Annotated in this window: 27 protein-coding genes and 3 pseudogenes; 15 read left to right on the top strand and 15 right to left on the bottom strand. The window is 65.5% G+C overall.

What is annotated here, in order from left to right:
• Positions 1-233: 233 nt before the first annotated feature.
• From E2C06_RS23775 to E2C06_RS23805, 6 genes and pseudogenes are all read right to left on the bottom strand, one after another.
• Positions 234-878 carry a transposase gene (locus E2C06_RS23775; RefSeq protein WP_133291088.1) on the bottom strand — a complete coding sequence of 215 codons (645 nt, stop codon included), beginning with the start codon at positions 876-878 and terminating at the stop codon, positions 234-236.
• The gene (locus E2C06_RS23780) at positions 773-994 is read right to left on the bottom strand and encodes a hypothetical protein (RefSeq protein ID WP_133291089.1); all 222 of its coding nucleotides are present in this window, start codon (positions 992-994) and stop codon (positions 773-775) included. Before E2C06_RS23780 ends, E2C06_RS23775 begins: the two co-directional genes overlap by 106 nt.
• Before the next feature lie 294 nt (positions 995-1,288).
• A complete protein-coding gene (locus tag E2C06_RS23785; RefSeq protein WP_133291090.1) occupies positions 1,289-2,449 on the bottom strand; it encodes a CaiB/BaiF CoA transferase family protein in 1,161 nt (386 codons plus the stop codon).
• Between the two features lie 28 nt (positions 2,450-2,477).
• Positions 2,478-3,452: a Bug family tripartite tricarboxylate transporter substrate binding protein gene (locus tag E2C06_RS23790; protein WP_165982616.1), complete on the bottom strand. Its 975-nt coding sequence runs from the start codon at positions 3,450-3,452 to the stop codon at positions 2,478-2,480.
• 13 nt (positions 3,453-3,465) lie between these two features.
• Positions 3,466-4,251, bottom strand: a pseudogene (locus E2C06_RS39670) (enoyl-CoA hydratase-related protein).
• A 3-nt stretch (positions 4,252-4,254) separates the two neighbouring features.
• Positions 4,255-4,983: an SDR family oxidoreductase gene (locus E2C06_RS23805; RefSeq protein WP_206664667.1), complete on the bottom strand. Its 729-nt coding sequence runs from the start codon at positions 4,981-4,983 to the stop codon at positions 4,255-4,257.
• 157 nt (positions 4,984-5,140) lie between these two features.
• Between E2C06_RS23805 and E2C06_RS23810 the strand changes: the two genes are divergently transcribed.
• The 4 genes from E2C06_RS23810 (at position 5,141) to E2C06_RS23825 (ending at position 8,669) form a co-directional block, all read left to right on the top strand.
• Entirely contained in the window at positions 5,141-5,740 is a 600-nt protein-coding gene (locus E2C06_RS23810) for a hypothetical protein (RefSeq protein ID WP_165982618.1), read from the top strand.
• A gap of 156 nt (positions 5,741-5,896) precedes the next feature.
• Positions 5,897-6,868, top strand: coding sequence for a Bug family tripartite tricarboxylate transporter substrate binding protein (locus E2C06_RS23815; protein ID WP_165982619.1), 972 nt, complete (start codon positions 5,897-5,899; stop codon positions 6,866-6,868).
• A gap of 4 nt (positions 6,869-6,872) precedes the next feature.
• The gene (locus E2C06_RS23820; protein WP_133291096.1) at positions 6,873-7,859 is read left to right on the top strand and encodes an NADPH:quinone oxidoreductase family protein; all 987 of its coding nucleotides are present in this window, start codon (positions 6,873-6,875) and stop codon (positions 7,857-7,859) included.
• Between the two features lie 3 nt (positions 7,860-7,862).
• Positions 7,863-8,669 (top strand): enoyl-CoA hydratase/isomerase family protein, encoded by an 807-nt coding sequence (locus E2C06_RS23825; protein WP_133291097.1) that lies wholly within the window; start codon positions 7,863-7,865, stop codon positions 8,667-8,669.
• On the opposite strand, the gene E2C06_RS39675 is transcribed toward E2C06_RS23825, so the two are convergent.
• The 3 genes and pseudogenes from E2C06_RS39675 to E2C06_RS40865 all read right to left on the bottom strand — a co-directional run.
• Positions 8,587-9,438 carry an IclR family transcriptional regulator gene (locus E2C06_RS39675; protein ID WP_241671441.1) on the bottom strand — a complete coding sequence of 284 codons (852 nt, stop codon included), beginning with the start codon at positions 9,436-9,438 and terminating at the stop codon, positions 8,587-8,589. The two genes, E2C06_RS23825 and E2C06_RS39675, sit on opposite strands and share 83 nt — an antisense overlap.
• Entirely contained in the window at positions 9,435-9,887 is a 453-nt protein-coding gene (locus tag E2C06_RS40380; RefSeq protein ID WP_277751866.1) for a tripartite tricarboxylate transporter substrate-binding protein, read from the bottom strand. The genes E2C06_RS39675 and E2C06_RS40380 overlap by 4 nt, the downstream gene beginning before the upstream one ends.
• A 31-nt stretch (positions 9,888-9,918) precedes the next feature.
• Positions 9,919-10,590: pseudogene (locus E2C06_RS40865) on the bottom strand (tripartite tricarboxylate transporter substrate-binding protein); the annotation flags it as partial.
• Here E2C06_RS40865 and E2C06_RS23835 point away from each other — a divergent pair.
• Positions 10,538-11,326, top strand: coding sequence for an enoyl-CoA hydratase/isomerase family protein (locus tag E2C06_RS23835; RefSeq protein ID WP_133291099.1), 789 nt, complete (start codon positions 10,538-10,540; stop codon positions 11,324-11,326). The pseudogene E2C06_RS40865 and the gene E2C06_RS23835 overlap by 53 nt on opposite strands.
• A gap of 19 nt (positions 11,327-11,345) precedes the next feature.
• Here E2C06_RS23835 and E2C06_RS23840 read toward each other — a convergent pair whose 3' ends face one another.
• Genes E2C06_RS23840 through E2C06_RS23850 form a run of 3 tightly spaced genes read right to left on the bottom strand, consistent with a single transcriptional unit; the run spans position 11,346 to position 14,147 of the window.
• Positions 11,346-12,518 (bottom strand): CaiB/BaiF CoA transferase family protein, encoded by a 1,173-nt coding sequence (locus tag E2C06_RS23840; protein WP_133291100.1) that lies wholly within the window; start codon positions 12,516-12,518, stop codon positions 11,346-11,348.
• Positions 12,515-13,000: an FAS1-like dehydratase domain-containing protein gene (locus E2C06_RS23845; protein ID WP_133291101.1), complete on the bottom strand. Its 486-nt coding sequence runs from the start codon at positions 12,998-13,000 to the stop codon at positions 12,515-12,517. The genes E2C06_RS23840 and E2C06_RS23845 overlap by 4 nt, the downstream gene beginning before the upstream one ends.
• Before the next feature lies 1 nt (position 13,001).
• On the bottom strand, positions 13,002-14,147 hold the full coding sequence (locus tag E2C06_RS23850; RefSeq protein WP_133291102.1) for an acyl-CoA dehydrogenase family protein: 1,146 nt from the start codon (positions 14,145-14,147) through the stop codon (positions 13,002-13,004).
• A gap of 143 nt (positions 14,148-14,290) precedes the next feature.
• Here E2C06_RS23850 and E2C06_RS23855 point away from each other — a divergent pair, with 143 nt between their 5' ends.
• From E2C06_RS23855 to E2C06_RS23905, 10 genes and pseudogenes are all read left to right on the top strand, one after another.
• Complete coding sequence (locus tag E2C06_RS23855) at positions 14,291-15,157, top strand: helix-turn-helix domain-containing protein (protein WP_133291103.1); 867 nt, start codon at positions 14,291-14,293, stop codon at positions 15,155-15,157.
• A 4-nt stretch (positions 15,158-15,161) separates the two neighbouring features.
• Positions 15,162-16,304 carry a CaiB/BaiF CoA transferase family protein gene (locus E2C06_RS23860; protein ID WP_133291104.1) on the top strand — a complete coding sequence of 381 codons (1,143 nt, stop codon included), beginning with the start codon at positions 15,162-15,164 and terminating at the stop codon, positions 16,302-16,304.
• The gene (locus E2C06_RS23865) at positions 16,304-16,705 is read left to right on the top strand and encodes a PaaI family thioesterase (RefSeq protein ID WP_133291105.1); all 402 of its coding nucleotides are present in this window, start codon (positions 16,304-16,306) and stop codon (positions 16,703-16,705) included. The genes E2C06_RS23860 and E2C06_RS23865 overlap by 1 nt, the downstream gene beginning before the upstream one ends.
• 693 nt (positions 16,706-17,398) lie before the next feature.
• A complete protein-coding gene (locus E2C06_RS23870) occupies positions 17,399-18,163 on the top strand; it encodes an SDR family NAD(P)-dependent oxidoreductase (protein WP_133291106.1) in 765 nt (254 codons plus the stop codon).
• A gap of 2 nt (positions 18,164-18,165) precedes the next feature.
• Positions 18,166-19,080 carry an NAD(P)-dependent oxidoreductase gene (locus E2C06_RS23875; protein WP_133291107.1) on the top strand — a complete coding sequence of 305 codons (915 nt, stop codon included), beginning with the start codon at positions 18,166-18,168 and terminating at the stop codon, positions 19,078-19,080.
• Between the two features lie 481 nt (positions 19,081-19,561).
• Positions 19,562-19,756, top strand: a pseudogene (locus tag E2C06_RS39685) (transposase); the annotation flags it as partial.
• Positions 19,757-19,890: 134 nt separating this feature from the next.
• Positions 19,891-20,481 carry an IS630 family transposase gene (locus E2C06_RS40385; protein WP_133291110.1) on the top strand — a complete coding sequence of 197 codons (591 nt, stop codon included), beginning with the start codon at positions 19,891-19,893 and terminating at the stop codon, positions 20,479-20,481.
• A gap of 11 nt (positions 20,482-20,492) precedes the next feature.
• A complete protein-coding gene (locus E2C06_RS40390; RefSeq protein WP_165982615.1) occupies positions 20,493-20,993 on the top strand; it encodes an IS630 family transposase in 501 nt (166 codons plus the stop codon).
• Between the two features lie 417 nt (positions 20,994-21,410).
• Positions 21,411-22,664 carry a cytochrome P450 gene (locus E2C06_RS23900; RefSeq protein ID WP_206664668.1) on the top strand — a complete coding sequence of 418 codons (1,254 nt, stop codon included), beginning with the start codon at positions 21,411-21,413 and terminating at the stop codon, positions 22,662-22,664.
• A 263-nt stretch (positions 22,665-22,927) separates the two neighbouring features.
• Positions 22,928-23,251 (top strand): enoyl-CoA hydratase-related protein, encoded by a 324-nt coding sequence (locus E2C06_RS23905; protein ID WP_277751869.1) that lies wholly within the window; start codon positions 22,928-22,930, stop codon positions 23,249-23,251.
• Positions 23,252-23,500: 249 nt separating this feature from the next.
• Here the strand turns inward: E2C06_RS23905 and E2C06_RS23910 are convergent, their stop codons facing one another.
• From E2C06_RS23910 to E2C06_RS23920, 3 genes are all read right to left on the bottom strand, one after another.
• The gene (locus tag E2C06_RS23910) at positions 23,501-25,150 is read right to left on the bottom strand and encodes a flavin-containing monooxygenase (protein ID WP_133291113.1); all 1,650 of its coding nucleotides are present in this window, start codon (positions 25,148-25,150) and stop codon (positions 23,501-23,503) included.
• Positions 25,151-25,216: 66 nt separating this feature from the next.
• Complete coding sequence (locus E2C06_RS23915; protein ID WP_133291114.1) at positions 25,217-25,690, bottom strand: C45 family peptidase; 474 nt, start codon at positions 25,688-25,690, stop codon at positions 25,217-25,219.
• 79 nt (positions 25,691-25,769) lie between these two features.
• Positions 25,770-26,138, bottom strand: coding sequence for a transposase (locus E2C06_RS23920; RefSeq protein WP_165982622.1), 369 nt, complete (start codon positions 26,136-26,138; stop codon positions 25,770-25,772).
• Positions 26,139-26,233: the final 95 nt, after the last annotated feature.

The following is a 26,233-nucleotide window of genomic DNA, read 5'->3' on the forward strand; positions in this document are numbered from 1 at the left end:
AGAGCGGGGAGCCGGTCCATCCAGAGCTTGAATCAAACATCATGCGGTTACGTCAAGCGCCCGGCGAAGCCTTCCAACGCGACCCAGCAACACCGGGGATGAGCAGCTACCATTATTGAGCTGACTCCGGTGTTCTTGAATCAAGCTGCGTAGCGAAACTGCGGATGGCGGAAGAATGCGCAACGCGCTTTGGCCGTTTGGACAGGCTGCGCATGTGGGCACCCGGGGCAGATTCACGGGCAGGGTCGAGGCGGACCCGGTATAGCAACGGCTGAAGTTGTTGGCAGACAGCGGCTTTCAAAAGCCGAACCGATCGATACTGCACCTGCGTGCCCGTGAATCCGCCCCGAGTACCGCATGTGGGTGATAACTGTCTGTTTAATGTGCCCCTTGCTGCAGGCGAGCGGCCTGGCGGTGACGGCCTGCTTGACATCATCGTTCAGGCTCTCATCCGGGTTGAGGTCGAGGCTATAGGCCAGGAGGTAGAAAACCGCGATCTGATCCTGGCGACCGTCCAGCCACGCGCGCACCAGACCTGCCCGGTGCACCTGCAACCTGTCGAGGATGAGGAACACCTTGCGGCCGGCGTCACGGACTAGGTGCTCGAGGAAGCGGATCAGGATCGGCGCCTTGATCGCGCCGTCGAGCACCATCCAGCACACCTCGCCCCTGTTGGTCACCGCCGAGACCAGGCCGACATTGGCGCGTCGGTGGTTGGGGCGAACCACCGGGGTTTCGCAGCGTGGAGCGTAGCTCCGGCCGGGCTGTGCACCTAGCCCATGCTGACGGAGAGGCCCAGAAGGTCGCGCAGGAACTCGACGCCGCCGCGGTAAGAACTGTGGCAGATCAGCGGCAGTGCGACGATCACTCGCCGCCAGTTATTGTTGCCCGCCAGCTCAAACAGCATTGCCTCGTCGGGCGTCGCAGATGAGAAGGCGTCATCCAACGCCGCGCGGGCCTTGTGCGTCTGCTGGTCGACGAATTTGCTGCTCATCCCGTGCCGAGCGGCCAAGCCGCTGACTGTCTCTGAACTGGCCAATCCCTTGATGGCCAGGTCCTTGCAGTTGCTCTCGGACAGCAGCCTGATTACCGCGCCTGGACCTCAGTCCATACCCGCCCGACCTGTGAAAGCCCGACGGTGCCAATACCCATCCCGACAGCGCCAACCCCGCATTGCGTGTGACCCGGTTTTGACCACGCCGGTGCACCGGCGTTTCTCCTTCATTGCCGCTTGCGCTAGACCTGGCACGATAGGCGGGATCACCCACGTGCTTCGCGTTGGCCAACGTCATCCCTCGCCCGGCATAGGCCCCGAAAGTTCGGCCAGGATCTCCTCGGTATGCTCCCCAAGCCGCGGCGGCAGGCGGGTTATGCCGGGCGGCGAGGCAGAGAAGCTCTGCGGGATGGCAATGGTCACCATGGTGCCCTGCGACGGGTGCTGCATGCGCCGGAAAAAACCGGTATCCGCGAGGTATGGATCGCTCCAGAGATCCTCGATGCTGTTCATCGGCGCCGCCGGCACGTCCAGTTCCTCTAGCAGAGCAAGCCACTCTGCCGTGCTACGGGATCGCATCCCCTCCGCCACGATCGCGTAAAGCGCATCGATATTTGTGGCGCGAGCGGCGTAGGTATTGAAGCGCGGGGTGTCGATCAGCTCGAGCTGGCCAAGAGCACCCAGAAGATTGCGCCAATGCGCTTGGTTCTGCGCCAGCAGGCAGATATACCCATCCTGTGTCGCGTAGGGCCGGCGGTGTGGCGTAAACATACGCGGATAGCCAAGCCCTTTCTCCGGCTCGTCCAGCACGCCGTGGTAGAGGTGGTCCGCCAGGTTGAAGGCCAGCATGGTCTCGAACATCGGCACATGCACCGCCTGGCCCTGGCCGGTCGAGGCGCGGTGTACCAGCGCCATTGCCACCATGCTGGCCGTTACCAGGCCGCACAGCTTGTCCGCCATGGCCATTGGCACATAGCGCGGCTCGCCATTCGCGCGGGCGTTCATCGCTGCCAGGCCGCTCTGCCCCTGTATCACGTCGTCATAGGCCGGCCGGTCGCGCCAGGGGCCATCTTTGTGGTAGCCGGAGGCCGCGACATGCACGAGGCGCGGATTGACCGGCGCCAGCGTGGCATAGTCGATGCCAAGCCGCTCTGCCGCCCGGGGTCGCATCGAGTGGACCAGCACGTCCGCGCCAGCGACAAGGCGCAGCAACGCATCCTTATCCGCCGGCTGCTTCAGGTCCAGTACGACGCTGCGCTTGTTGCGGTTCACCGACAAGAAGTAGGCAGCCAACCCTGGATTGCGCGCAGGGCCGAGGTTCCGCATCGGGTCGCCGTCCGGTGGCTCGACCTTAATAACGTCGGCGCCCATGTCGCCCAGCGTTTGCGTGGCCAGCGGGCCCAGCATGTTGATCGTCAGATCGATGACCCTGATGCCCGTGAGCGGCCCACTCATCGCCGTTCTCTCCTAGTGCGACCCTGCGCTATTCGATCGTAAGCCCGGCATCGCGGATGATGGGTTGCCACTTTTCGTACTCGCTCTTCACGAAGGTCAAGGTCGACTCCGGCGTAGAGTCCAGCGGCTCGGCGGCCACAGTGCGGAGGAACTCACGAAAATCCGTATCGGCAATGACCCGACGCATCGCGCCGTGCAGCGCCGCAATCGGCCTGGCTGGCGTGTGCGCCGGCGTCAGGATGGCGTTGTAGGTATAAGCAATCATCTCCGGGATGCCGCTTTCCAGCGCCGTAGGCACGTCGGCGAGCGCGCTCACCCGCCGCTCCACGAATTGCGCTAGCAGGCGAAGGCGGCCGGACCGGTGCGCATCCACTGCGTTGCCGGCAGAATCGATGTAGATCGGGACATGCCCGGCCATCACATCCTGCAACCCGGGGCCGGCGCCACGATAGGGAATGTGGTTCATTCGCAGCCCGCCGGCCTGACGCATGAACAACTCGGCCGCCAAGTGCGCCACGCCCCCGGTGCCCGAGGTGCTGAAGGAATATCGCCCCGGCTCGCGCTTCACCAGCGCGACCAGTTCGGCCAGCGTCTGCGCCGGCACCAACGGGTTCACGCCAATACAGATCGGGACGACACAGATGACGCCGACGCCGGCGAAGTCGTTCACCGGGTGAAAGCCCGGCTGGCGCATCAGGTTCGCGGCGATGGAGTGGCTGGATGAGACTGCGACCAGCAGCGTATACCCATCCGGCCGGGCCCGCGCCGCCTCGGCGCTGCCGATCGTCCCGCTCGCCCCGGTGCGATTTTCGACGACGATGGGCTGGCCCAGCAGCGGCGCCATTTTTTCCGCCAGCTTGCGCATAACGATGTCTGTCGGACCGCCGGCAGCGAAGGAAACAATGACTCGGATAGGCCGGTCTGGATAGGCCGGCTGCGCCCAGGCGCGGGGGCGAGCAGCCATGCCGGCCAGGCCACCGGCCAAGAGGGTTCTGCGCCGCATTCTATAGTCCTCCTTAGCTTCCCCGGAATTGCGGTTCGCGCTTCTCGGCGAAGGCTTCGATGGCCTCATGGTGATTCTCAGTGAAGGCAGTGCGGATCTGGTGGAGGGCCTCCAGCTCCAATATCGTCGCCAGGCTTTCCGTCTCGGCGGCGAGCAGGTTTCGCCTGATGTAGCCGTGGGCCATGCGTGGCCCGCGGGCGAGGCGCTCGGCGAAGGCGGCGATGGCAAGGTCAGTCGCCGGGTGCACCGCGCCAATAAGGCCAGTCCGCAGCGCCTCCTAAGCCGTCAGAATATCGCCCAGCGGGTATAGCTCCCGCACCTTGGCCGTGCCGAGCAGGTGGGTGAGGGTGTAGGTCCCGCCGAAGTCACCGGAGAAGGCGATCTTAACAAAAGCGGTGCCGAACTTCGCCGAATCTGCGGCCAGACTAAGGTCACAGGCGAGGGCAATGCCAAACCCGGCGCCAAAGGCGGAACCGTTGATCATGGGTTTCAGATGCTGCTTGAGCGCTAGGGGGATGCGTTGCTTCCAGAGTAGATCGTCGATCCGCTGTTCCTGAGTACGCACCGCGCGGATTACCATTGCCTTCATGTCGCCACCTGCGCAGAAGGCGCGGCCAGCGTCAGTCAGTACGATGGCGCCGATCGCGGTATCGGCGGCCAACTCCTCCAAATCCTCCAGCTCCTCCAGCGCGGCCATCAGCTCCCGCAGCATCTCGTCGGAGAAGGCGTTCAGCCGCTCCGGCCAGTTCAGAGTCAACGTGGCGACAAGGCCGTCGCGGTTAAACTTGAGATCGGCCATTTCTCAGCTCATCGTCAGGCCGCCGGAGATGCTGATCGTCTGGCCCGTCATGAAGCCGGCATCGTCCGAGAGCAAGAAGGCGATGGTTCCCGGGTAGTCCTCTGGACGTCCCAGCCGGCGGAGCGGGATCGCCTTGGTCAGTGCCTCCCCGAGCTTGGTGCCGGCCGAAGCACTGAACTGGGCAAACAAGGGCGTATCGGTCGGGCCTGGGCAAAGCACGTTGAGCGTGATGCCCTGGCGGGCGAGTTCGCGCGCCATAGTCTTGGTGAAAGCGATGACGCCGCCTTTGCAGGCAGAATAGACTGCCTCGCCCGAGGAGCCGACGCGCCCGGCATCCGAGGCGACGTTCACCACCCGCCCGAAGCCGCGCGCTGCCATGCCCCGCAGCACGATGTGCTGCAGGTGTAGCGGGCCATAGAGGTTGATGCGGATGACCTTGTCCCAAAAATCCAGCGTCGTATCGAGGAAGGGCTTGGGCAGATCCCAGCCGGCGATGTTCGCCAGCAGCTCCGTCGGGCCATGCGCCGCTTCGAAGCCACTAACTGCATGCTCCACCGCCGCATAATCAGTGATGTCGGTGGGATAGACGTGGACTGCGCCAGACGGCGCCATCGCGGCGGTCTCTCTGGCGCCTGCCTCGTTCAGGTCGAGTACGCCGACGATACAGCCTTCCTCCGCCAGCCGCAGCGTTGTGGCGCGCCCGATGCCGCTGGCGCCGCCCGTCACAATCACACGCTTTCCGCTCAATCCCCGCATGATGCCGTCCTCTGCTTATGTGTCGACCGCCATTGACTAGATCGGGTCCGCGAAGGTGGGGAAACGTTTGGCGCGAAAGCCCGCGACCCCTTCCTTGAAGTCGATCAAGTCGTTGGTTAGCAGCATGTCCCGGTTGGCCATCGATACCGTCTCGTGCGGCGTCTGGAACAGGGTCTCCCACAGCTCCGCTCTGATCAGCCGCATGGACTGCGGTAAGCAGTTGCTGGCTGGTAAAGTCGGCGGCGTAGCGCTGAATTGCCGCCGCCAACTTCTCCACCGTACGCAGCCGGTGCGCGAAGTCGAGGCAGAGCGCCTCCGACGCCGCCACCTTGCGGCCGGAGAGCAGCAGGTCGAGCGCATTGGCATGGCCCACCATCTGCCGGAGGATCCACGCTATGCCGTATTCGGCCACCAAGCCGAGCCAAGCCACCGCGTCGTTCAGCGTGCTGCTTATCGACTTGCCGATGGCCGAGAACAGCGAGTGCCGAGTCTGGTAGTAGGCACGTCGGTTCATGTTGAAGAGGCGCCGCTGCTTGGTGATCAACTGGGCCGGGTGCACGCCGCCAAACCCGCAGATATCCACACTGGCGAAGAAGGCGTGTCCTGCTCCGGTAAGCACGGTGATGCGCACGGCCGAATCTGCCTCGGCCTGCAACAGAGCCTCCACCAGACTGTCATCGAGCGTTTTCAACTGATCGGGACGGTTGAGCATGCGACCAACGACCTGCAGTAAGACGGGAGCTTCTGCCATAACTACGTGAGGCTGCCACGGCGGGCGCACGTGCGGCCACCGCCCAACCGCAAGAAACACATCCGTGGAATTTATGCGGCGTGCCCCGACCGGCTGCACTTGCATGATACGCTTCGCGGCATGCAAGAATTGTCTTCTATGTCGGCACGCTGGCTTGCCGGCAGCCTTGCCTCCCTGCTTCTCCTCCTGCCCTCTGCAGTCAGGGCGCAGGCCGAGTGGCCGCAGCGGCCGGTTCGCTTGGTACTGCCCTTCGTAGCCGGCGGCGGCACCGACATCACCGCGCGCTTGCTCGCGCAGCGTATGACCGATCGACTCCGCCAGCCGGTGCTGATCGAGAACCGGGCCGGTGGCCAGGGCAATATCGGCGCGCAGGTCGTCGCCCGCGCGGCACCTGATGGTTACACGATGCTCTACAATACCTCCTTTATCGTCACATCGCCGGCAATGACCACTGCGATGAGCTATGACTGGCGGCGTGATCTCACCCCGGTGGTCGGCACCGTCAGCGTGCCGCTCATCCTGCTTGTCCACCCCTCGGTGCCGGCGCGGACGCCGGCCGAATTTGTCACGCTGCTGAAGGCGCGTGGCACTGAGCTTTCCTATTCCTCGGCCGGAATAGGGAACACGACGCATCTCGCTGTGGTGCGCCTGCTGCGGGAAATCGGCGCGAGTTCTACGCACATTCCCTATTCCGGCGGTGGGCCGGCGCTCACCGACCTTATGCGGGGCGTGGTCCAATTCTACATGGACACGACCAACACCGCGATCGGCTACATACGCGACGGCAGCGTACACGCTATTGCCATCGGCAGTGCCCGACGGGTCGACAGCCTGGCGGAAGTGCCGACCGTTACGGAATCGATGCTTGCTGGTTACACCGCCGAAAGTTGGGCCGGTGTGATGGCGCCCGCCGGAACCGCGTCCACTATCATCGAACGATTTAGCCGCGAGATGCTGGCCGTGCTCGCCGAGCCAGAGCTGCAGGCCCGGCTCGAGCAGTCAAGCACTATCCCGACGGCACTCGGCACCGAAGCCTACCGTGTCTTCCTCGAGAGCGAGGCGGCGAAGTGGCAGGCAGTGATACAAGCCGCCAGCATCCGTTTGGAGTAGGGCCATGCCGCGCGCCGTACTGTGTGAGGAATTATCTGGCCCCGACAGATTGCGTTTGCGAGAGGTCGCCCCGCTGCCGCCGCCCGGTCCGGGGGAGGTTGCTATCAAAGTCAGGGCCGCCGGCCTCAACTTCCCCGACCTGCTAATGAGCTGGGGTCTCTATCAATTCCGGCCGCCGCTACCCTTCGTCTCCGGCTTCGACGCGGCGGGGGTCGTCACCGCGACTGGATCCGGGGTAACGCGCTGGCACGAGGGCGATGCCGTCATTGCGCTGATGCCTTTCCACGGTGCCTTCGCCGAGCAGGCGGTGGTCGCGGCGGAGCGCCTTTTCCCGCTGCCGCAGGGTTTCTCCTTCGCCGAGGGCGCCTGCTTTCATGTCGCGACTGCGACGGCCGCCAATGCCTTGATGCAGCGCGGCGCGGTGCAGCCGGGCGAAACCGTACTGGTGCATGGCGCCGGCGGCGGGGTCGGTTTGGCCAGCGTAGAGGTGGCGAAGCTGCTGGACGCGACCGTCATCGCCGTCGCAGGCGGGGCGGAGAAGCTGGCCGCGGCGCGCGGCCGCGGTGCGCACCATCTGATCGACCACCAGAGCGAGGATTTTTGCGAGCGTGTCATGGAAATCACCGGTGGCCGTGGTGCGGACGTTGTGCTTGACCCGGTCGGTGGCGACACCTTCGACGCCTCACTCCGCTGCACGGCCTGGGCCGGCCGCCTTCTTGTCGTAGGCTTCGCCGCCGGACGGATCCAAAGCATTCCTGGAAACCAACCGTTGCTGAAGGGCCTCTCGGTCGTCGGTGTGCGGGCGCTGGAAGATGCGTCGCGCCGGCCGGAGATCGGCGCGGCCTACCAGGGCTGGATGTACCGCCACGCGACCGCAGGACGGCTCCGCCCACACATCTCTCACAGATTCCCGCTGGAAGAATTTCGCGAAGCGCTGGCCGCGCTGCAGGGCCGGCATGTCATCGGGCGTGTAGCCCTCATCATGGAGTAGGTCATGACCGATCGCTACGTTCACTACCAGCGCCTGCTGTTCGACCGCCCGCATCCGCGGGTGCTGCGCGTTACCATGAACAACGGTCGAATGAATACGGCCGACCAGCGCATGCATGGCGAGCTTGGCGCGGTGTGGCGCGACATCGACGCCGACCCGACGGTCTCCGCGGTGCTGCTGACTGGCGGGCCCAAGGTGTTCTCAGCCGGCGGCGACATGGCGCTGACCGAGTCCATTGCGGATGACTGGGAAGCTCGGGTCCGCAACTGGAAGGAAGCAAAGGACATCGTCTACAACGTTATCAATTGCTCGAAGCCGATCGTCAGCGCCATCCGCGGCCCGGCGGTCGGGGCCGGTCTCGTTGCTGGGTTGCTGGCCGATGTTTCCGTGGCAGCGAAGGATGCGCGTATCATCGATGGCCATACCAAGCTAGGCGTCGCAGCCGGCGACCACTGCGCGATCATCTGGCCGCTGCTCTGCGGCATGGCGAAGGCGAAATACTACTTGCTGCTCTGTGATACGCTGAGCGGCGAGGAGGCCGAGCGCATCGGCGTCGTCAGCCTTGCGGTGGACAACGAGGCGCTAGACGTTAAGAGCCTCGAGATCGCGATCCGCTTGGCGGAGGGCCCACCCTCGTCGATCCGATGGACGAAGTATGCGCTGAACAACTGGCTACGCCAGGCAGGGCCTATCTTCGATGCCTCGCTGGCGCTGGAATTCCTCGGCTTCACCGGGCCCGAAGTGCGGGAGGGAATGGCCGCTTTCCGCGAGAAGCGGCCGCCGAATTTCCCAACGGACTCGCCGTTGTAATCACGAGGCGCGGTACCCCCGGCGAGGCGGCGGCCGCTGCCTCCTTTACCGCGGCGACGATCCGCTTCAGGCTGCGCTCGAAGCGGTCGGCAGGAGCACCCACGAGCAGCGCGGCCGAAACGCTGCCATCGGCGGCGACAATTGGAGCGGCGCATCCCGCTGCTCCCTGGATCGTCTCGCCGACGGTGACGGCAACTGCCTCCCGCCGTACCTCGGCGAGGATCTTCCGCAGCGCGGTGATGCCGGTGACGCTGCGCGGCGTGATCGCCTTCAGCGGTGTCCGCTTGAGATAGGCCTCGAGCCATTCGGGATCCTGGAAGGCCAAAAGAACGCGGCCGGCGGCGGAACTGTAGAGCGGCCGCGTGCTACCAGCCGGAACGACGTAACGCACAGGCGCGGAGCTGGCGATCACCTCAACATAGGTGACTAAACCAGCCTCACGGTCGATGGCGGTCAGGAAAACCGACTCTCCCGTCCTTTCTGCCAGCCGTTCCATTGCGCTGCGAACCTGGTCGTGGGTGCGCTGCGCGGTCAACATGCCGGTCGCCAGGCGGAAGGCCTGCGGGCCGAGGCTGTAGCGCACGCCGTCATGCTGCAGGTAACCGCGCGCCACGAGCGGCCGTAGCAGCGAGAGCAGGCTGCTCTTTGGCGCCTCCAGCGCTGCGCTGATATCCATCAGCGGCAGGCCCTGGGGCGCAGCCGAAAGTGATTCGAAAAGCCCTACCACGCGCATGAGAGAGCGCGGCGAGTTGCCAGTCTCGTCCATCATCGATCCATTGTCATGCCCGTGGCCTGTATGATCGGGCGCCATTTCAGCAATTCGGCCTGCATATACTCCCGCGTCGCCTGCGGCGATACGCCGGGAACCGGCTGCACCGAGACACTTGTCAGGAATGCCTGGAAGGCAGGGTCCGCCATCGCCCCCTGTGCCGCGTCCAGAAGGGCCTGCATTGTACTGGGCGAGATGGCGGCGGGGGCAAGCAGCGCGTTGTAGGTATTGGCGACCATCCCGACCACCCGGCCTCGATCGCGGTTGGCACTTCGGGGGCCGCGGGTGAGCGCGCGCGCGAGAAATTCGCAATGATGCGCAGCCGGCCGGCACGATGATGCTCGAGCGTGGTGGCGAAAGTGCCGATATAGACCGGCACGGACCGGCACGTGCCCGGCAAGCAGATCCTGCAGGGCCGGCCCGGCGCCGCGGTAGGGGATCTGCGTCATGAGCAGGCCACCGGGCCTGGCGCATCAGCAACTCGGCCGTGAAGTGGGCGATCCCGTCGGCGCGGGATGAGGCATAGCTGATGGCGCCGCGCGGCTCGCGCACCAGCAACGCTATGAGTTCGGGCAGCGATTGAGCGCGAAATGCCGGATGCACCGCGATCACCATCGGCACTTCGCCGATGAGGGTAATCGGCGCAAAGTCCTCAATAGGATCGAAGGTCGGCGTCCGCATCAGCGAGGCGGCGATAGCGTGGGAAGAGGAGGTGGCGATCATCAGCGTGTAGCCATCCGCCCGTGCCCGGGCGACCTCGGCCGCCGCGATGGTGCCACTAGCGCCAGCCTTATTCTCGACAACGACGGGGTGTCTGAAGGTTGACGTCAACCGCTCGGCGAAGCGCCGGGCGACTAAGTCGGTCGGGCCGCCCGCAGCGAAGCCGAGGTGAATGCGGATCGCCCGGTTTGGATAGGTGTCCTGCGCCCGCGCAGTGAGGGGCAGACTCAGCAAGCCGAGCAGAAGCAGGCCGCGCCGGTCAGTCATGCCGAAATCCTCCCGCGTTTCCGGCAGACTAGCGCAACCGCTCTTACGAACAGCATTCGAATATTCAAACCTGCGCCGATACGCCCTATGCTCGTCGGCCGGAGGACCAGCTATGGAAACCGAACCCCGCATCGTCACGCGCACCGAAGGCATGGTTGGCATCATCGAGCTTGCCCGGCCACAGGTGTTCAACTGCCTCTCCGTGCTCGGCTTTGCCGAGATCAAAGCCGCGCTGCACGGCTTCGAGGCCGATGCGGCCGTGCGGGTCGTGTTGCTGCTGGCCCAGGGCAAGCACTTCTGCACCGGCGCGGAGCTTGGCGAGGTCAAACGGATGCGCGAAAACCGTGGACTTTTGTCCGGATTTCTCGCGGCGGGGCACGAGGCGCTCGCCTCGCTCGAGGCCAGCCCGCTCCCCGTCGTTGGCGCCGTGCAAGGGCTCTGTCTGGCCGGCGGTCTGGAATTGGCGCTGGCCTGCGACATCGTCTTCGCAGCCCGTACCGCCAAATTTGGGGACCAGCATGCGCAGTACGGCCTGGCTCCGGGCTGGGGCGGCAGCCAAAGGCTGCCGCGCGCCGTCGGGCTGCGGCGAGCGCTCGACCTCATGTTCAGCGCCCGTTGGATCGAAGCCGAGGAAGCCGAGCGCTGGGGCTTGGTAAACCACGTTGTGGCGGATGAGGAACTCGCCCCCGAATCCATGAGGTACGCGGCGGCGCTGGCCGGGCGGAGCGCGTCGGGCATCGCGCTGATGAAACGCCTGGCACGAGACGGGCTGGCGACCAGCCTGGAGAGCGGGCTGCAGCGTGAGATGACGGAGGTACTGCCGGCCTTGTTCAGCGAGGATGTCAGCGAAGGGCTCGCTGCCTTCGAGGCGCGCCGCACACCGCGCTTCAGCGGTCGTTAAGGGCGATCGGCCCGGGCGTTCAAGCCTGTGCCTCGGCGATCTCGGCCGGGCTGAAGCCGGCAGCGGTCAAAATCTCCTCGGTATGCTCCCCGAGGCGCGGCGCCAGCCGGCGCACCGCGCCAGGTGATTCCGAGAAGGCGACCGGCACCGCGGGCGTTAGCATTGTGCCCTCCGACGGGTGCTCCATCGGCATGAAGAAGCCGGTTTCCTGCAGGTAGGGGTCGGTGAAGAGGTCCTTCAACGCATTGACCGGACCGTTCGGCACATCCGCCGCGTCAAGACGCTCCTGCCATTCGGCTGTGCTCCGTGAAGGCATGGACTGGTCGAGCAGGGAATAGAGCTCGTGCAGGTTGCGGCTGCGGTCGACCAGCCGGGCGAAGCGCGGGTCGGTGATCAGCTCCGGCCGTTCGATGGCGGCGAACAGCCGGGCCCATTGCTCGTCGGTATTGGCAAGCAGGCAGATATGGCCGTCCTGCGTCGGATAGGGCCGGCGATAGGGGGTGAGCATGCGGCTGTAACCGAGGCCGCGCTCCGGCTCGCCGAAGGTGCCCCAGGACATGTGCTCCACCAGGTTCAGGTTCAGCATCGTCTCCAGCATGGGGACATGCACCTCCTGCCCGCGACCGGTTCGCTCCCGCCGGAACAAGGCCATGCCGATGGCCGAGGCCAGGACGTAGCCGCAGAACTTATCCGCAATCACCATCGGCACGAAGCGCGGCTCGCCATCGCGCTCGGCATGCAGAGCAGCGATGCCGCTCATGCCCTGGATGACATCGTCGAAGGCCGGGCGGTCCCACCACCGGCTCTTCTGCCGGAAGCCGGCAGCCGAGGCATGGACGAGGCGGGGATGCGCCGCCGTGAGCGCGGCATGGTCCAGCCCCAGACGCTGGGCAGCGCTTGGGCGCATGTTGTGCACCAGGACATCGGCATCGCCGAGCAGGCGCACCAGCGCCGCCCGGCCCGCCGGCCGCTTCAGGTCCAGCACCATGCCGCGCTTATTGCGGTTGCAGTTGAGGAAGTAGCTACCCATGCCCGGGTTGCGGGCCGCGCCGACATGGCGGATGGGATCGCCCTGCGGCGATTCCACTTTCACCACATCGGCGCCCATGTCGCCGAGAATCTGGGTGGCGATGGGGCCGAGCACATTGACCGTGAGATCGATAACCCGGACGCCATCGAGCGGACCGCTCATTCGCCGGTCGTCCGTGCCTTCACCATGCGCAGCGGGTTATAGGTCAGCGCCACGCTGCCGTCCTGCTTCACCACGCGGTTGAAGGTGCGCACCAAGCCGCGGTTTGGCCGGCTCTTGCTGCGCCGGCTCTCCACCACTTCGCATTCCACGTGGATGGTGTCGCCGGCCTGCACCGGGTTTTCAATCTTCAGTTCCATCCCGAGGAAAGCGAAGCCGGTATGCTGCATGGTGGCGTGCACCAGCAGACCCTCGGCGAAGCAGTAGACCAGCGAACCCGGCGCTAGGCGCACCTTGATGTCGCTTTCCTCGCGCAGGAATTCCAGGTTGGTGAACAGCACCTCGGTAATGCCGGTGCAGTTAATGAAGGCGACGATGTCGGGTTCGGTGATGGTGCGCCCAATGGTCTGGAACTTTCGCCCGAGAGGCAGATCCTCGTAGTAGAGGCCGAGCCCGAGCACCGGCAGATCGCTCTTGTAAGTCATGTCAACGTTTTCCTGCACCGATGATGTTGCGCGCCACGATGTTGCGCTGGATCTGGTTGGTGCCCTCGATGATCTGCAGCACCTTGGCGTCCCGAAAATAGCGATTGATCGGATACTCGTTGGAGATGCCGGCGGCGCCGAACAGCTGGACTGCGTCCGTCGCCACCTTCATCGCGGTGTCGGAGACGAAGCATTTGGCGCTCGCCGCTAGCCGCGCCATTTCCCCGCCGCGCATCCCGGCATCGACCGCTGCGGCCGCAGCATAAGTCAGGTGACGTGCCGCCTCGATCTGGATTGCCATGTCCGCTACAATCCAGCGCACGCCCTGGAAATCCGAGACCTGCTGACCGAACGCCCGGCGGTCCTTAATGAAGACGACGGCGTGGTCCATAGCGCCCTGGGCGAGACCAAGGCCGCGCGCGGCGATAAGCGGGCGCGATTGGTTCAGCGCCTCCATCACGTCCTTGAACTTGCCATCCTCGCCACCTAGGCGGTTCTCTCGCGGCACCCGGACGTCGTCGAGGTAGATGGCGTAGCTCGGCACACCACGTGCGCCCATCTTGTCTTCCTTCGCTCCGATGCTGAAGCCGACGCGGTCGGTCTCGACGATGAAGAAAGAGACCTCGTCGGAGGCCTCGACTTTGCAGCCAACCATGATGAAATCGGCGACGCCGGCGTTGGTGCACCAGATCTTGCTACCGCTAAGGACGTAGTTGTCGCCGTCGCGGCGGGCGCGGGTGCGGATGCCAGCAACATCGCTGCCGGATTGCGGCTCGGTGAGGGAGAAGGCGGCGCGGGTCCACCCGGCCGCAAGGTCCGGCAGCAGGCGCTGCTTCTGCTCGGGCGTGCCGCCGGCAAGGATGGCGCCAAGTGGCGCCCACTGCACTAGCAGCAGATAGGCGGTGTTGTAGCAGACCCTGCCGAGTTCCTCGATCGCCAGCACCGCGGACAGCAAGCTCCCGGAGCCGCCATGCTCGGGCGGAAACGGCAGGGTAAAGAGGCCAAGCTCGCGCAGCAGGTCGAACATGTCTTGCGGATATTCGGCCGAGCGGTCGATTTCCGCGGCGCGGGCCGCAACGCGTTCCTGTGCCACGCGACGCACTTGGTCGCGCACTGCGATCTGTTCGTCGGTGAGACTGTAAGTCAATTGTTGTTCCTCGAACTAAGTTCTTATATCTGAACTTCGGTGCCGCTTGCCGTCAAGCCCATTGACGAGACATCTACGCTGGTGTTCGTATATACGAACAACGTTCAACAAGAGCCGGTCACCGGCGCAACAGGGAGAGTATCATGCCGCTGGACGGGAGCCGCGTCCGCCCGGCATTCCCCGGTCGGAACCCGATGGTGAAATCAGCCACGCGGGTATTGGAAATACTCGAATTTTTTGACTACGAGCGGGGCCCGACCACTGCACGGAAGCTGGCGCAGGCGCTCGGCTACCCGCAATCGAGCACCGCCGCCCTGCTGCACAGCCTAGTGGCTAGCGGCCACCTTCGGCACGACGCCAGGGCACGCACCTACCTCCCATCGCTCAGGGTGGCGATGCTCGGCTCCGGCTGGCTGGCGCCGCGACTCTGTGGGGAAGGGTCGTTGCCAGAGCTCGTCCGCGATGTCGCGGAGCGCAGTGGCCTGGCGACCGGGCTGTTGATACGCAACGCCCATCATGCCGAATCCATTCTTTCCGTCCCACCGGCGCATTCGCGCCTGCCTCGCCTGCCGTCTCGTTGCCGGCAGGACCTCGTCGCCCCCGGGCCGGCCCGTGCCCTACTTTCACGGTGTTCAGAGGCCGAGCTGCGCCAGCTGCTACATCGGCGAAACGCCGAGGCAGGTGCCAGCGGCCAAGTGGTACTCAAGGTTCAGGACTTGTTGCCCTGCATCGCCATGCTGCGCCGGCAGGGTTGGCTTGCCGCCGTCGATTTCGCCGCGCCTGACCTGCTGCAGCTGGCCGTCCCGCTGCACGGCGCTTGGGCGTCGGAGACTCTGGCCCTGGTCGTCGCGCTAGAAGCCTCGTCTAGGCCTGGTGACGTCGCAGAAGTCGCGCGGCTAGTGTTGGAACGCCGGGCGGTCCGCATCCCCGCGGCACTCGCCCCGCCCTTCGCCCGGCATCTAGGGCTGCAGTCCTGGCACACTAACGAACGCTACCAAGCAGAAGGATAATGACATGGGACCGCTCGCCGGGAGGAGGATCGTGGAACTGGCCGGCATCGGCCCCGCGCCGATGTGCTGTATGCTGCTGGCCGATCTCGGCGCGACGGTGTTGCGGATCGACCGGCCGGATCCACCGGAACTCGGTGTCCAGCGCCCGCTGAAATACAACCTGCTACTGCGCGGCCGGCATAGCCTGGCGCTGAACGTGAAGCGGCCGGAGGCCCGCGATCTAGTCCTGGAATTAGTCCAGGGTGCCGACGCCCTGGTGGAAGGATTTCGCCCCGGCGTCACCGAACGGCTCGGCCTCGGACCGGCGGAATGTCTCGCGCGCAATCCGCGGCTCGTCTACGGCCGGATGACCGGTTGGGGCCAAGATGGTCCGTTGGCGCAGGCCGCGGGGCACGATCTGAACTACATCGCGCTCACCGGTGCGCTGCATGCTATCGGCCGTGCTGGCCAGCCGCCCAGTCCGCCGCTCAACATTCTCGGCGATTATGCAGGCGGCTCGCTCTACCTTGCCATCGGCCTGCTCTCCGCCATGCTGGAGGTTAACACTTCCGGCAAGGGCCAAGTCATCGATGCGGCGATCGTGGATGGCACCGCCCACCTAATGACGGCCTTCCACGGCCTGCAGGCGGCTGGGTTGTGGCGTGACGAACGCGGGAGCAACTTTATGGACTCCGGCGCCTACTTCTATGACAGCTACGAGTGCGCCGATGGACACTATGTATCCATCGCTCCGATCGAAAGCCGCTTCCACACGGAACTGCTTCAGCGGCTGGGGATCAACCCGGCCAGCTTCCCGCCACAGGACGACCGCACCCGCTGGCCGGAAGCGCGCGAGCGCTTGGCCGCTGAGTTCCGTAGCCGGACGCGCGATGAGTGGTGCCAGATGCTAGAGGGCAGCGATGCCTGCTTCGCGCCGATTCTTACATTGGATGAGGCACGGCAGCACCCGCACATGCAGGCTCGCGGCACTTATCAGGAAGTCGCCGGCGTGCCGCAGCCGACCGCCGCGCCGCGCTTCAGCCGTACGGTGCCCGAGCCTCCCATCCCGCCTCAGCCCATTACCGCAGCGGGCGCCGAGGCGGCGCTGGAAGGGTGGTTGAGCCAGGAACGTATCGCGGCCCTGCGATCGAGCGGAGTGCTCGGCTGATGCGCGCCAGGATCCAGGCCTTGGTGGACCGCAGCCCCTATAACACTTGGCTTGGCCTGCAGGTTTTCAGGGCCGACGACGAGGGTGTGGAGATCGCGGTCGCGTGGCGCGAAGATTTCATCTCCGCGCCGGAGCGGAGGGCGGTGCATGGCGGCGTGCTGGCTGCCTTGGTCGACAGCGGCGCAGTCTTCGCGGTAATCGCGCGGACCGGGCTACTTGCGGCCACTGTAAACCTCCGCACCGACTACCATGCGATCCCGCAAGCTACGGCAATGCGACTGATCGGCACAGTGGTGCACCAGGGTAGACGCATATGCACGGCCGACGCCCGGGTGCTGGACGACGGTGGCCGCCTCGTCGCCAGTGGCCGCGCTACCGTGCTAAGCCTGGAGCCGCGCTGATGAGCCTTCACGCTTCGACGGGGGACGCAAGACGGCAGGAGGCATCATGACGTCGTCCAAAGTGGCAGGCCAAGTTCAGGACTCCGAGGCGAAATGCGCCTCCGGCGACAGTCCCGCCTTTATGCAGGGCTGGAGGCGACCCTGACCGCGTGGCGCGGGATGATCGAACGTGCCGCTATCGGCGCCTGCTGACTAGCCCGTAATCACCGTGAGGCGATGTCGAATCGCAACAGAGATCCATATAGCATGAGTCTGGACATCGCTGCCGGCCCGTTTCCGACTAGGAAAGCGAGAATGGCCTCGCCCAGGCGCTGTGGGCCCAGGGCGTTGAGCCAATCGAGATCGGCGGCGCTGTGAAACCGGCTGAACTCGATGCTCTACAAGCGATCGAGGAAGGGACTTGCGCGGGTGAGGTAATCTGACGTTTTTGGCAGAGCACTACTCTCGAGCCCATGCAACCGCCCCCGGCCCGACACCGCAGCCAGGCCCAATGCAGCATCAATTCTTCAAAGAGTAGACATGCAATAAGCGATCGCGAACCCGGCATCCTGATTTGGCTTTGCATGCGTTGGAGGGCACCGGAAAGCGAGGCCGGCCGGTGGTATTACGAGCCCCCAATTGACCGGCATGGAATGGACGGCGCAGCCTATACGACTAGAGCCATAAACATGGCCGGCGGGGGGGGGGAAAGGTATGCGCTTTCAGGACCAAGTCACGCTTATTACCGCAGCGGCAAGTGGCATCGGCCGTGCAACTGCAGATATTATTGGGCGGGAGGGCGGCACGGTCATCGCGGTGGACAGTCATGCTGAACGCCTCAACGCTGCAGTGGACGGCATTCTCCAGGCTGGCGGACAGGCGCATGCCTACCACGCGGACGCGCTAGACGAAGGCCAAGTGAACGGCTTGGTGACAGATGTAGCCAAACGCTTCGGACGCATTGATGTGCTGGTCAACGCAGTGGGCGGCAGTACCATAATCGCTGACCCGGCCGCAACAGTTGACGTCTTGACCCTCGCTGAATGGCAGGCGCTGCTGCACTTCAACCTGACCGGAACCTTTCTCCTCACCCATGCTGTCGTTCCCGTCATGCGACAGCAAAAGCGTGGCAAGATCGTCAACCTTGCCTCCATTGCTGGCCGCGGCCTCAGCGAGGCCAGCTCCGCCGCTTATGCAACGGCCAAGGGCGGAATTACTGCACTCACCAGAAAGCTGTCTATCGAACTTGGACCGCACGGTATTAACGTCAACGCTATCGCCCCGGCCACTACGCTCACCGAACGGATCCGTCCACGCTGGGAGCAGCGGCCGCCCGAGGCGCGGGCGCGAGATCTGGAGCGCACGCCGCTTCGGCGCATGGGGGATGCTGCAGATCAGGCTAAGGTTATCTGTTTCCTGGCATCCTCGGATGCCGATTTTGTCACCGGCCTTACCATCGACGTCACCGGAGGGCTGTAGCCATGGCTGGCAAGACGGGCTTTGTCGGCCTCGGCAACATGGGGGAGCCCATGGCACGCAACCTGCTGAAGGCAGGCTTTTCCCTTGTTGTGCACGACATCAATGCACGCAAGATGCAGGCCCTGGCAGAGGCGGGGGCCGAAATTGCCGCTACTCCGCAAGCGCTGGCGCGTGACACCACGCGGTCCATCTGCATGGTTGAGACCACGGCGCAGGCCGAGGAGGTGATCGCGGGCGCTGCCGGCCTCGGACAGGGTTCGGCACGTGGCCACATCGTCATCTGCATGAGCACCATCGATCCTTTCTGCCTGCGTCGCATGGGAGAAGATCTGGCGGCACGCGGCATCGCCTTAGTGGACGCCCCTGTTAGCGGCGGCACAACCGGTGCCGTAGCGGCCACCCTCTCCATTATCGTCGGGGGCGCGACGGAGACTTTTGTTGCCTGTGAGGACCTCTTCCACGCCATGGGCCGGAATGTCTTTCATGTCGGGGCACTCGGCAATGGCCTTGCCATGAAGCTGCTGAACAACATGCTGCTGCAGGTGACCAACGTCGCTGTGGCGGAGGCGATGGTGCTTGGGACCAAGGCCGGACTTGATCCACGACAGATTGAGAAGGTTATTGGCGTCAGCACCGGCCGCAGTAACGCCTTCGAACGAAGTGTGCCACGCATGATCGCGCGCGACTTCTCGCCTTCAGGCACGACCGACATCTCCTTCAAAGACCAGGAGCTGGAAACGGCCTTCGCCAAGGCACTCGGCGTACCTCTCTTGCTCGCCAATGTTACCCAGCAGGTTTATCAAATGGCGCGCGCTGCGGGCTACGGCAAGGAGGACGGGTCGGCCATCGTCAAGGTGCTGGAACGGCTTGCCGGAGTGACTGTAGGCGACCGCAGCGGCTTTCCAGAGGCAAGCTGATTTCACGTCGCCTATCTCCCTCACCGCCATGCGTGAGCAGGTGCTGGTAGCCCGTTGGTCGCTTCCAAGTACCAAGGATTTTGTGGCGGACGGCCTGTTATTGCGCTGGCCTGGGCGATCTTAGGTACATTCATAAAGACTTCGACAGCACACAACACGGCTTTCTCAACGCTGTCGTCCCGAGATTACCCAAGCCGGATCAATAGCGATGCTGAGCGGTAGGAGATGGCCTAGGCGATCTATATTATGCTTGGGTGCTATGGCCGCGAGCCTCTGGCAGAGACCATCGACGGGACGCTTCTGCAGAGCCTCACCTTACGAAATCAGTGCGGCAACTGGTTTGACATGCACTGCCCCCATACCGGCCTTGGCTCGGAATGCGCTGAATGTGCTCATTGACCAGCTTGTGGAGCTCGGAAAGCAGATCGATCAGTTGGAGGCGGGGATGAATTGTCGCTGCAAGGCGGATCCCGACGGCGCACGGCTGCTTGCCGTCCCGGGTATTGGCTCAATCACCGCGAGTGCGATCCTGGCAGGGGTTCCCGACATCCAGGGATTCCGGTCTGGGCGTGACTTCGGCGCCTGACTCGGCCTCGTGCCGCGGCAGAACTCGAACGGTGGGAAAGACCGGCTCGGACGGATCACCAAGATGGGTGACCGCACGATCCGGCACCTTGGAGGCGCTCGAAGCGGTTGGCGTAATCAACGATCGCCCGCCCGACCGGGGCTCGACAATGCTCCGTGGCCAGACAGTTATACCGGTCCGCGTTTCTATTGACTCAGACGTGAGTTGAGGCGACGCGGGCCGAGGTGATTCTGATTGCGTCCAACCCGGTTGGGGAGGACGCGATGGGTGGGCGAGCTCTGACGATCTGCACGGATGTACCGGCGGCGGAGCTGCGACGGCTGGCGCGGCGGGAGGAGGACCGTGCGGCGGCAGCGTGCATGCAGGCGATTGCGGGCGCGCTCGAGGGCCTATCGCGGGCCGAGGCGGCGCGGCTGGCTGGTATGGAACGGCAAGCGCCGCGAGATGCCGTGGTGCGCTACAACGCCGAGGGCCTTGCCGGACTGCACGACCGACCTCGCCCAGGACGGCCAGCGCGGCTGGACGGGGCACAAAAAGCGGCGCTGAAGCAAGTGGTGCTGGACGGGCCAGATGTGGAGGCAACGGGCCTGAGCGCCTGGACCTTGGCGGAGCTGTGCCGCGAGATCGAACAGCGCTGGAGCGTGTCGTACCACCCCTCGCGCATGGGCAAGCTGATGCACCAGCTTGACTTGTCGTGGCAGAAGGCGCGGCCGTCGCACCCAAAGGCGGATGCGGCAGCGCGCGAGGCGTTTGCAAAGGGGGGCTGCAGGCCGCTCTCGACGAGGCGCGAGCGGAGCACAGCGACAAGCGCCTGACGCTGTGGTTCGTGGATGAAGCCAGGTTTGGCCAGAAGGGGCGCGTCTGCCATCGCTGGTTCACCCGCGGTGAGCGCCCGCCCGGCCTGTGTGACCAGCGCTACAGCTGGACCCACCTCTTCGCCGCCGTCCGGCCAGCCACCGGTGAGGCCTTCGCCCTCGTGCTGCCGGAGGTCTCGGTCAAGGCGATGAACGAGTTCCTCACCCGGTTTGCAGCAACCCTGGCCGAGGACGAGCACGCCGTCATGGTGCTCGACCGTGCCGGTTGGCATACCGCCAAGAAGCTCGTGATCCCGAGCAACGTCGCGCTGGTCTGGCTGCCACCCTACTCACCCGAGATCAACCCGGTGGAGCGGATCTGGTTGTACTTGCGTGAGAAGCACTGGAGCCACCGCCTGCTCGACACCGGTGACGCCATCGTCGATGCGCTCTGCCGGGCCTGGAATGCACTCACCCCAGAGCGCCTACGGAGCCTCACCAGCTACCCCTACTTGAAGCAGGTCAAGATTTAGGCGGATTGGTATTATAGAGCCGGCTTGGGTGCACTTAGATAAATTTGGAAATTTTGCGGGCACCTGCGCCGTCCGCCCCACCGCATGATTCAAGATGGCCCAAGCCGGCTCTATAGGATCCCGAGAATCTGCCCGTCGGTGAACCGGCTCCGTCGCGTCGTCCTCTGCCCGTCGACGGATCCAACCGATCCCTGGCTGGAACCACGGGGAGCACGTCACGCGGGGTGCCCCTTGGGGGAGGGAGTCAGGATGGGGGTGAGGTCCGTTCGGGGTCTCCGCCCGTGGCGCCACTCCCGCCCAACCCTCTCCTCCGCCCGCAGGGAGGGCCTTTCTTCCCCCACTCCCGCCCGATTTTCCCGCGACACCGGCGCCCGTCACGGCATACCTTCGCCCCAACAACCCCAGGGAGCGAACGCCTTGAACGCAATCAAGAATCCTCGCCGCGACGCCCTGCTCGCCGCCGCGTCCGGCCCGATCGAGGGCTTCGACGTATCCAGCCCCGCCCTATACGAGCACCAGGCCTGGGGCCCCTACTTCGCCCGCCTGCGCCGCGAGGACCCGGTCCACCACTGCCCCGAGAGCCGCTTCGGCCCCTACTGGTCGCTCTCCCGCTACAGGGACATCATGGCGACCGAGGTGGACCACGCCACCTTCTCCTCGGAGATCGGCGGGATCCAGGTGATCGACCAGCCTAAAGACCTGCAGCGGCCCAGCTTCATCCGCACGGACCCGCCGAAGCACGACGAGCAGCGCAAGGTCGTGCAGCCCATCGTCGCCCCCGGCAACCTGGCGAAGATGGAGCCGCTGATCCGCGAGCGCACCCGCCGCGTGCTCGACGGCGTGCCGCGGAACGAGGAGTTCGACTGGGTCGAGCACGTCTCCATCGAGCTGACCACGCTGATGCTCGCGACCATCTTCGACTTCCCCTACGAGGAGCGGCGCAAGCTCACCTGGTGGTCGGACGTCGCGATCTGCGACGTCGCCGCCGAGGACAGCCCCGTGCGGACCGAGGAGGCGCGCTTCGAGATCCTGAAGGAGATGGCCGGCACCATGAGCGGCCTCTTTGAGGAGCGTCGCAAGGGCCCGCCGAAGTTCGACCTGCTCTCCATGCTCGCCCACGGCGAGGCGACGCGCGAGATGCCGCTGCGTGAGTTCATGGGCAACCTGGCGCTGCTGATCGTCGGCGGCAACGACACGACGCGGAACAGCATGTCCGGCGGACTGCTGGCCATGTCCGAGAACCCGGGGGAGATGGCGAAGCTGCGCGCCAACCCGGAGCTGATCCCGAGCGCCGTCTCCGAGATCATCCGCTGGGTCACGCCGGTGATCCACATGCGCCGCACGGCGAGCCGCGACGTGGAGATCCACGGCAGGAGGATCCGCGCCGGCGACAAGGTGGTCATGTGGTACGTCTCGGGCAACCGCGACGAGGAGGCGATCGAGGATCCGGACAGCTTCCGCATCGACCGGCCGAAGGTGCGACAGCACCTCTCCTTCGGCTTCGGGGTGCACCGCTGCGTTGGCAACCGGCTGGCCGAGTTGCAGCTGCGCATTCTGTGGGAGGAGCTGCTGCCGCGCTTCGAGCAGATCGAGGTGCTGGGGCCGCCGAGGCGGCTCTACAGCAACTTCATCCACGGCATCCGCAGCCTGCCGGTGCGCATCCCCGGGTAGTCCATCTGCGGGGTTGGACACGCATCCTGCGCTCTTCGGCAGGCACGGTCGCGCAGCCCGCGATGGGCAGTGGCGCGCCAGCGCCACCGCCATGGCGTCGCGCGGCGCCGTCCACGCGGCCACGCCAGGCTCCGCCACCGCCATGTTCGTCCCCGCGGCCGCTTCCGTCCTGCTAGGAAGACCGGCAAGGGCGGTGGAAAGCGGGCTCGAAGGAGCAGCCCTACCAGACCGCGGGCGGCATCTGGCCCTGGTCGCGCCACGTGGTGCAGAGGTGGCTGCGCATGTGGGACCTGGCCAAGCCGGTGATCGCGCAGGTGCACGGCCATTGCTTGGCGGGCGGCAGCGAGCTGGCGACCACCTGCGACCTGGTCTACGTCGCCGAGGACGCGCAGATCGGCTACCCGCCGATGCGGCCGATGAGCCCGCCGGACATGCAGTTCCATCCCTGGCTGCTCGGCATGCGCAGCGCCATGGAGATGTACCTGACCGGCGACGCTATCACGGGCAGGGAGGCGGCGGCTGATGGCTTCGCCAACCGCGCCTACCCAGCCGCCGAGCTAGAGGCGGAGGTGCTGAGGATCGCCTAGCGGGTTGCGAAGGTCCCGCCCGACCTGCAGTAGATCAACAAGCGCTCCGTCCACCTCGTCATAGAGGCAATGGGGATGCGCGACGGCCTGCCCGCGGGAACCGAGCTACAGGCCTTGGCCTTCTGCACCGAGAGCAGCCTAGCCTATCTCCGCCGGGACGGCGGCAGCATGTACGACCTGCTGAGCCAGCGCGACCGGCAGTTTGGGGACTACTGGGAACGGGGGAAGGAGGAGGAGTTATCCCCTCCCCTACTCCGCCGCTGCCTGAGCCGGCTCGCCACGCTCCAGTACGAAGCCCGGATAGCCCTTCGCCGCAATCTCAGCGCAGTGGCGGCGGTAGCGGGCCATGCCGCCGGCATAGGGCATGAATACCCGCGGCTTGCCAGGCACGTTCGCGCCCAGGTACCAGGAATGCGGCACCCGCGGCAGCAGGGTGGCGTTCGCCGCGCGCTCCACCTCCCTGCCCCAGTCCTCCATCGCGGCCCCGGTGGTGTCGATCCGCGCGATGCCGTTCGCGCGCAGGTGGGCAATACAGTCGGTGATCCACTCAACATGCTGCTCGATACAGACCGGCATGTTGCACAGCACGCTTGGGCTGCCGGGGCCGGTGATGGTGAACATATTGGGGAAGCCTGCCACCTGAAGGCCGAGATAGGTCCGCGGCCCGGCCTCCCATTCCTTCGCCAGGGTCTTCCCGTCAACGCCGATGATGTTCAGCCCCATCAGCGGGCCCGTCATCGCGTCGAAGCCGGTGGCGAAGACGATGATGTCGAGTTCGGCCTCCTTGCCGCTCCGCAGCCGCACGCCCTTCGGCGTGATCCGCTCGATCGGGTCGGCGCGCACGTCCACCAGCGCGACGTTGTCGCGGTTGAAGGCTTCGAAGTAGTCGGTGTCGATCGGCGGGCGCTTGGCGGCGTAGGGGTGGTCGATCTCCGCCAGCTTCGCCGCCGTCTCGGGATCCTTCACGATCGAGCGGATCTTGTCCTTCACGAAGTTCGCCAGCTTCGCGTTCGCGCCCTCGTCGAGCAGCACGTCGCGGAAATTCGCGCGGAACTGCAAGCCGCCCCGCTCCCAGGCCTTCTCGAGGATGGCTTTCAGCTCCTCGTCGGAGACCTCGTGGACCGAGCGGTCCTCGATGGTGAAGGGGTGGCCGTTCACTGTGGAGTGCATCGTCTCCCGGATCGCGGCCCAGTTGTCGCGCACCCAGGCCTTGAACTCCGGCGTCAGCGGCTTGTTCCGCGCTGGCACGCTGTAGTTGGCGGTGCGCTGGAACACCGCCAGGTGCCCAGCCTGCGCCGCGATCACCGGCACCGCCTGGATGCCAGTGGAGCCGGTGCCGATCTGGCCCACCCGCTTACCGGTGAAGTCCACGCCTTCCTGCGGCCAGCTGCCGGTGTGGTACCACTCGCCCTGGAACGCCTCGAGGCCCGGGATCTTCGGGATGTTCGCGGTGGAGAGGCAGCCCACCGCGGTGATCAGGTAGCGGGCCGAGAAGCCTTCGCCGGTCTCCGTCGAAACCCGCCACAGGTTCGCCGCCTCGTCGTAACGGCAGGCGATGACGCGGGTGTTGAACCGGATGTCGCGCTTCAAGTCCAGCCTGTCCGCGACAAAGTTCATGTAGCGCCGGATCTCCTCGTGACCCGGGTAGCGCTCGGTCCACTCCCATTCGCGCCACAGCGCCTCGGAGAACGCGTAGCAGTAGGAATGACTCTCCGAATCGCAGCGGGCGCCGGGGTAGCGGTTCCAGTACCAGGTGCCGCCCACGCCGCCGCCGGCCTCCAGCACCATCGCCTTCATCCCAAGGCGATCGCGCAGGGAATGCAATTGGTACATGCCGGAGAAGCCGGCGCCGATGATCAACGCATCCAAGGTGGGGGCGGCTGCGGTGTCGAGGGGCATCGCTCTCTCTCTCTCTGCTTCGTTGCGACGCGGCGGCGCGGGGCCGCCCTGGACTTGGCCCGGAGGTTAGGCCAGCGGTCGGTCGATCGTCAAAACCGTGGACACCCGCCGTTCCCCGTTCATGGCGATCAGTTCTAGCGTCCCGGTCGTGGGGCGCATCACCGCGGTCAGGTGCGTTCCTGGATTCGCGAGCGACGGCGCCAGCCAGGCGAAGCCGGGCGGCACGGGGCCAGCGGTCAGCACGGCCGTCATCCGTTGCTGCCGGGCATGGCTCTCCAGCCAGCGCGGGGCGCCGGGGTGGGCCAGACCATCCCAGTGGTTCGCCACAGCCACCACCGGCGCGGCGGGGCGCAGGGCATGGCCGGCCACGGCAGCGATCGGCGTCTTGCGCAGCAGGCGCAGCGCCGCGGCGTAGTCCGGTGCGGTGCCGCAGACCTGCCGCAGCAGGTGCCCGGGCGGCAGGGCGCGCGACCGCCAGGCGGCGGGGCGCGCCGCGGCGCCCAGACGGGTAATTGGCAGCGGCGGCTGGTTGATGGCCACCGCGGCGCACCCCGCCGCCAGCGCGGTGATCGCGCCGGCATCCCCGATATCATATTGAGCTGGCTTCGGTGCTCTTGAATCAAGCTGCGTAGCGGAATTGCGGATGGTGGAAGAAGGAGCGAATGCGCTCTGGCCGCCTGGAGAGGCTGCGCATGTGGTTGACGACAGCTTGCTTGAGCTGCCCCTTGCTGCGGGCGAGCGGCCTGGCGGTGACGGCCTGCTTGACATCGCCGTTCAGGCCCTCGTCCGGGTTGAGGTCAGGGCTGTAGGCCGGGAGGTAGAAAACCTCGATCTGATCCTGCCGACTGCCTAGCCACGCGCGCACCAGTCCCGCCCGGTGCACCTGCAACCGGTCGAGGATGAGAAAAACCTTGCGGCCGGTGTCACGGACCAGGCGCTCGAGGAAGCGGATCAGGCTCGGCGCCTTGATCGCGCCGTCGAGCACCATCCAACTTGCGACAGGAAAAGTCCTGGGAAGGAGGATGACGTAATCTGAAACCTTCCATCGCGTTCCAGAGGGTTCGACACCCTCCCGGCAAAGGC

Origin of the sequence: Dankookia rubra, assembly GCF_004355005.1 — a bacterium.
Classification (GTDB): Bacteria; Pseudomonadota; Alphaproteobacteria; order Acetobacterales; family Acetobacteraceae; genus Paracraurococcus; species Paracraurococcus ruber_A.

Excerpts from the sequence above, each read along its gene's own strand:
- E2C06_RS23825 (WP_133291097.1), top strand. The coding sequence starts at position 7,863 with ATGACCGATCGCTACGTTCACTACCAGCGCCTGCTGTTCGACCGCCCG.
- E2C06_RS23860 (WP_133291104.1), top strand. The coding sequence starts at position 15,162 with ATGGGACCGCTCGCCGGGAGGAGGATCGTGGAACTGGCCGGCATCGGC.
- E2C06_RS23790 (WP_165982616.1), bottom strand. The coding sequence starts at position 3,452 with ATGCGGCGCAGAACCCTCTTGGCCGGTGGCCTGGCCGGCATGGCTGCT.
- E2C06_RS23865 (WP_133291105.1), top strand. The coding sequence starts at position 16,304 with ATGCGCGCCAGGATCCAGGCCTTGGTGGACCGCAGCCCCTATAACACT.
- E2C06_RS23835 (WP_133291099.1), top strand. The coding sequence starts at position 10,538 with ATGGAAACCGAACCCCGCATCGTCACGCGCACCGAAGGCATGGTTGGC.
- E2C06_RS23910 (WP_133291113.1), bottom strand. The coding sequence starts at position 25,150 with ATGCCCCTCGACACCGCAGCCGCCCCCACCTTGGATGCGTTGATCATC.
- E2C06_RS23820 (WP_133291096.1), top strand. The coding sequence starts at position 6,873 with ATGCCGCGCGCCGTACTGTGTGAGGAATTATCTGGCCCCGACAGATTG.
- E2C06_RS39675 (WP_241671441.1), bottom strand. The coding sequence starts at position 9,438 with ATGATGGACGAGACTGGCAACTCGCCGCGCTCTCTCATGCGCGTGGTA.
- E2C06_RS23785 (WP_133291090.1), bottom strand. The coding sequence starts at position 2,449 with ATGAGTGGGCCGCTCACGGGCATCAGGGTCATCGATCTGACGATCAAC.
- E2C06_RS23870 (WP_133291106.1), top strand. The coding sequence starts at position 17,399 with ATGCGCTTTCAGGACCAAGTCACGCTTATTACCGCAGCGGCAAGTGGC.
- E2C06_RS23815 (WP_165982619.1), top strand. The coding sequence starts at position 5,897 with ATGTCGGCACGCTGGCTTGCCGGCAGCCTTGCCTCCCTGCTTCTCCTC.
- E2C06_RS23845 (WP_133291101.1), bottom strand. The coding sequence starts at position 13,000 with ATGACTTACAAGAGCGATCTGCCGGTGCTCGGGCTCGGCCTCTACTAC.
- E2C06_RS23920 (WP_165982622.1), bottom strand. The coding sequence starts at position 26,138 with ATGGTGCTCGACGGCGCGATCAAGGCGCCGAGCCTGATCCGCTTCCTC.
- E2C06_RS40380 (WP_277751866.1), bottom strand. The coding sequence starts at position 9,887 with ATGACGCAGATCCCCTACCGCGGCGCCGGGCCGGCCCTGCAGGATCTG.
- E2C06_RS23840 (WP_133291100.1), bottom strand. The coding sequence starts at position 12,518 with ATGAGCGGTCCGCTCGATGGCGTCCGGGTTATCGATCTCACGGTCAAT.
- E2C06_RS23855 (WP_133291103.1), top strand. The coding sequence starts at position 14,291 with ATGCCGCTGGACGGGAGCCGCGTCCGCCCGGCATTCCCCGGTCGGAAC.
- E2C06_RS23875 (WP_133291107.1), top strand. The coding sequence starts at position 18,166 with ATGGCTGGCAAGACGGGCTTTGTCGGCCTCGGCAACATGGGGGAGCCC.
- E2C06_RS23780 (WP_133291089.1), bottom strand. The coding sequence starts at position 994 with ATGAGCAGCAAATTCGTCGACCAGCAGACGCACAAGGCCCGCGCGGCG.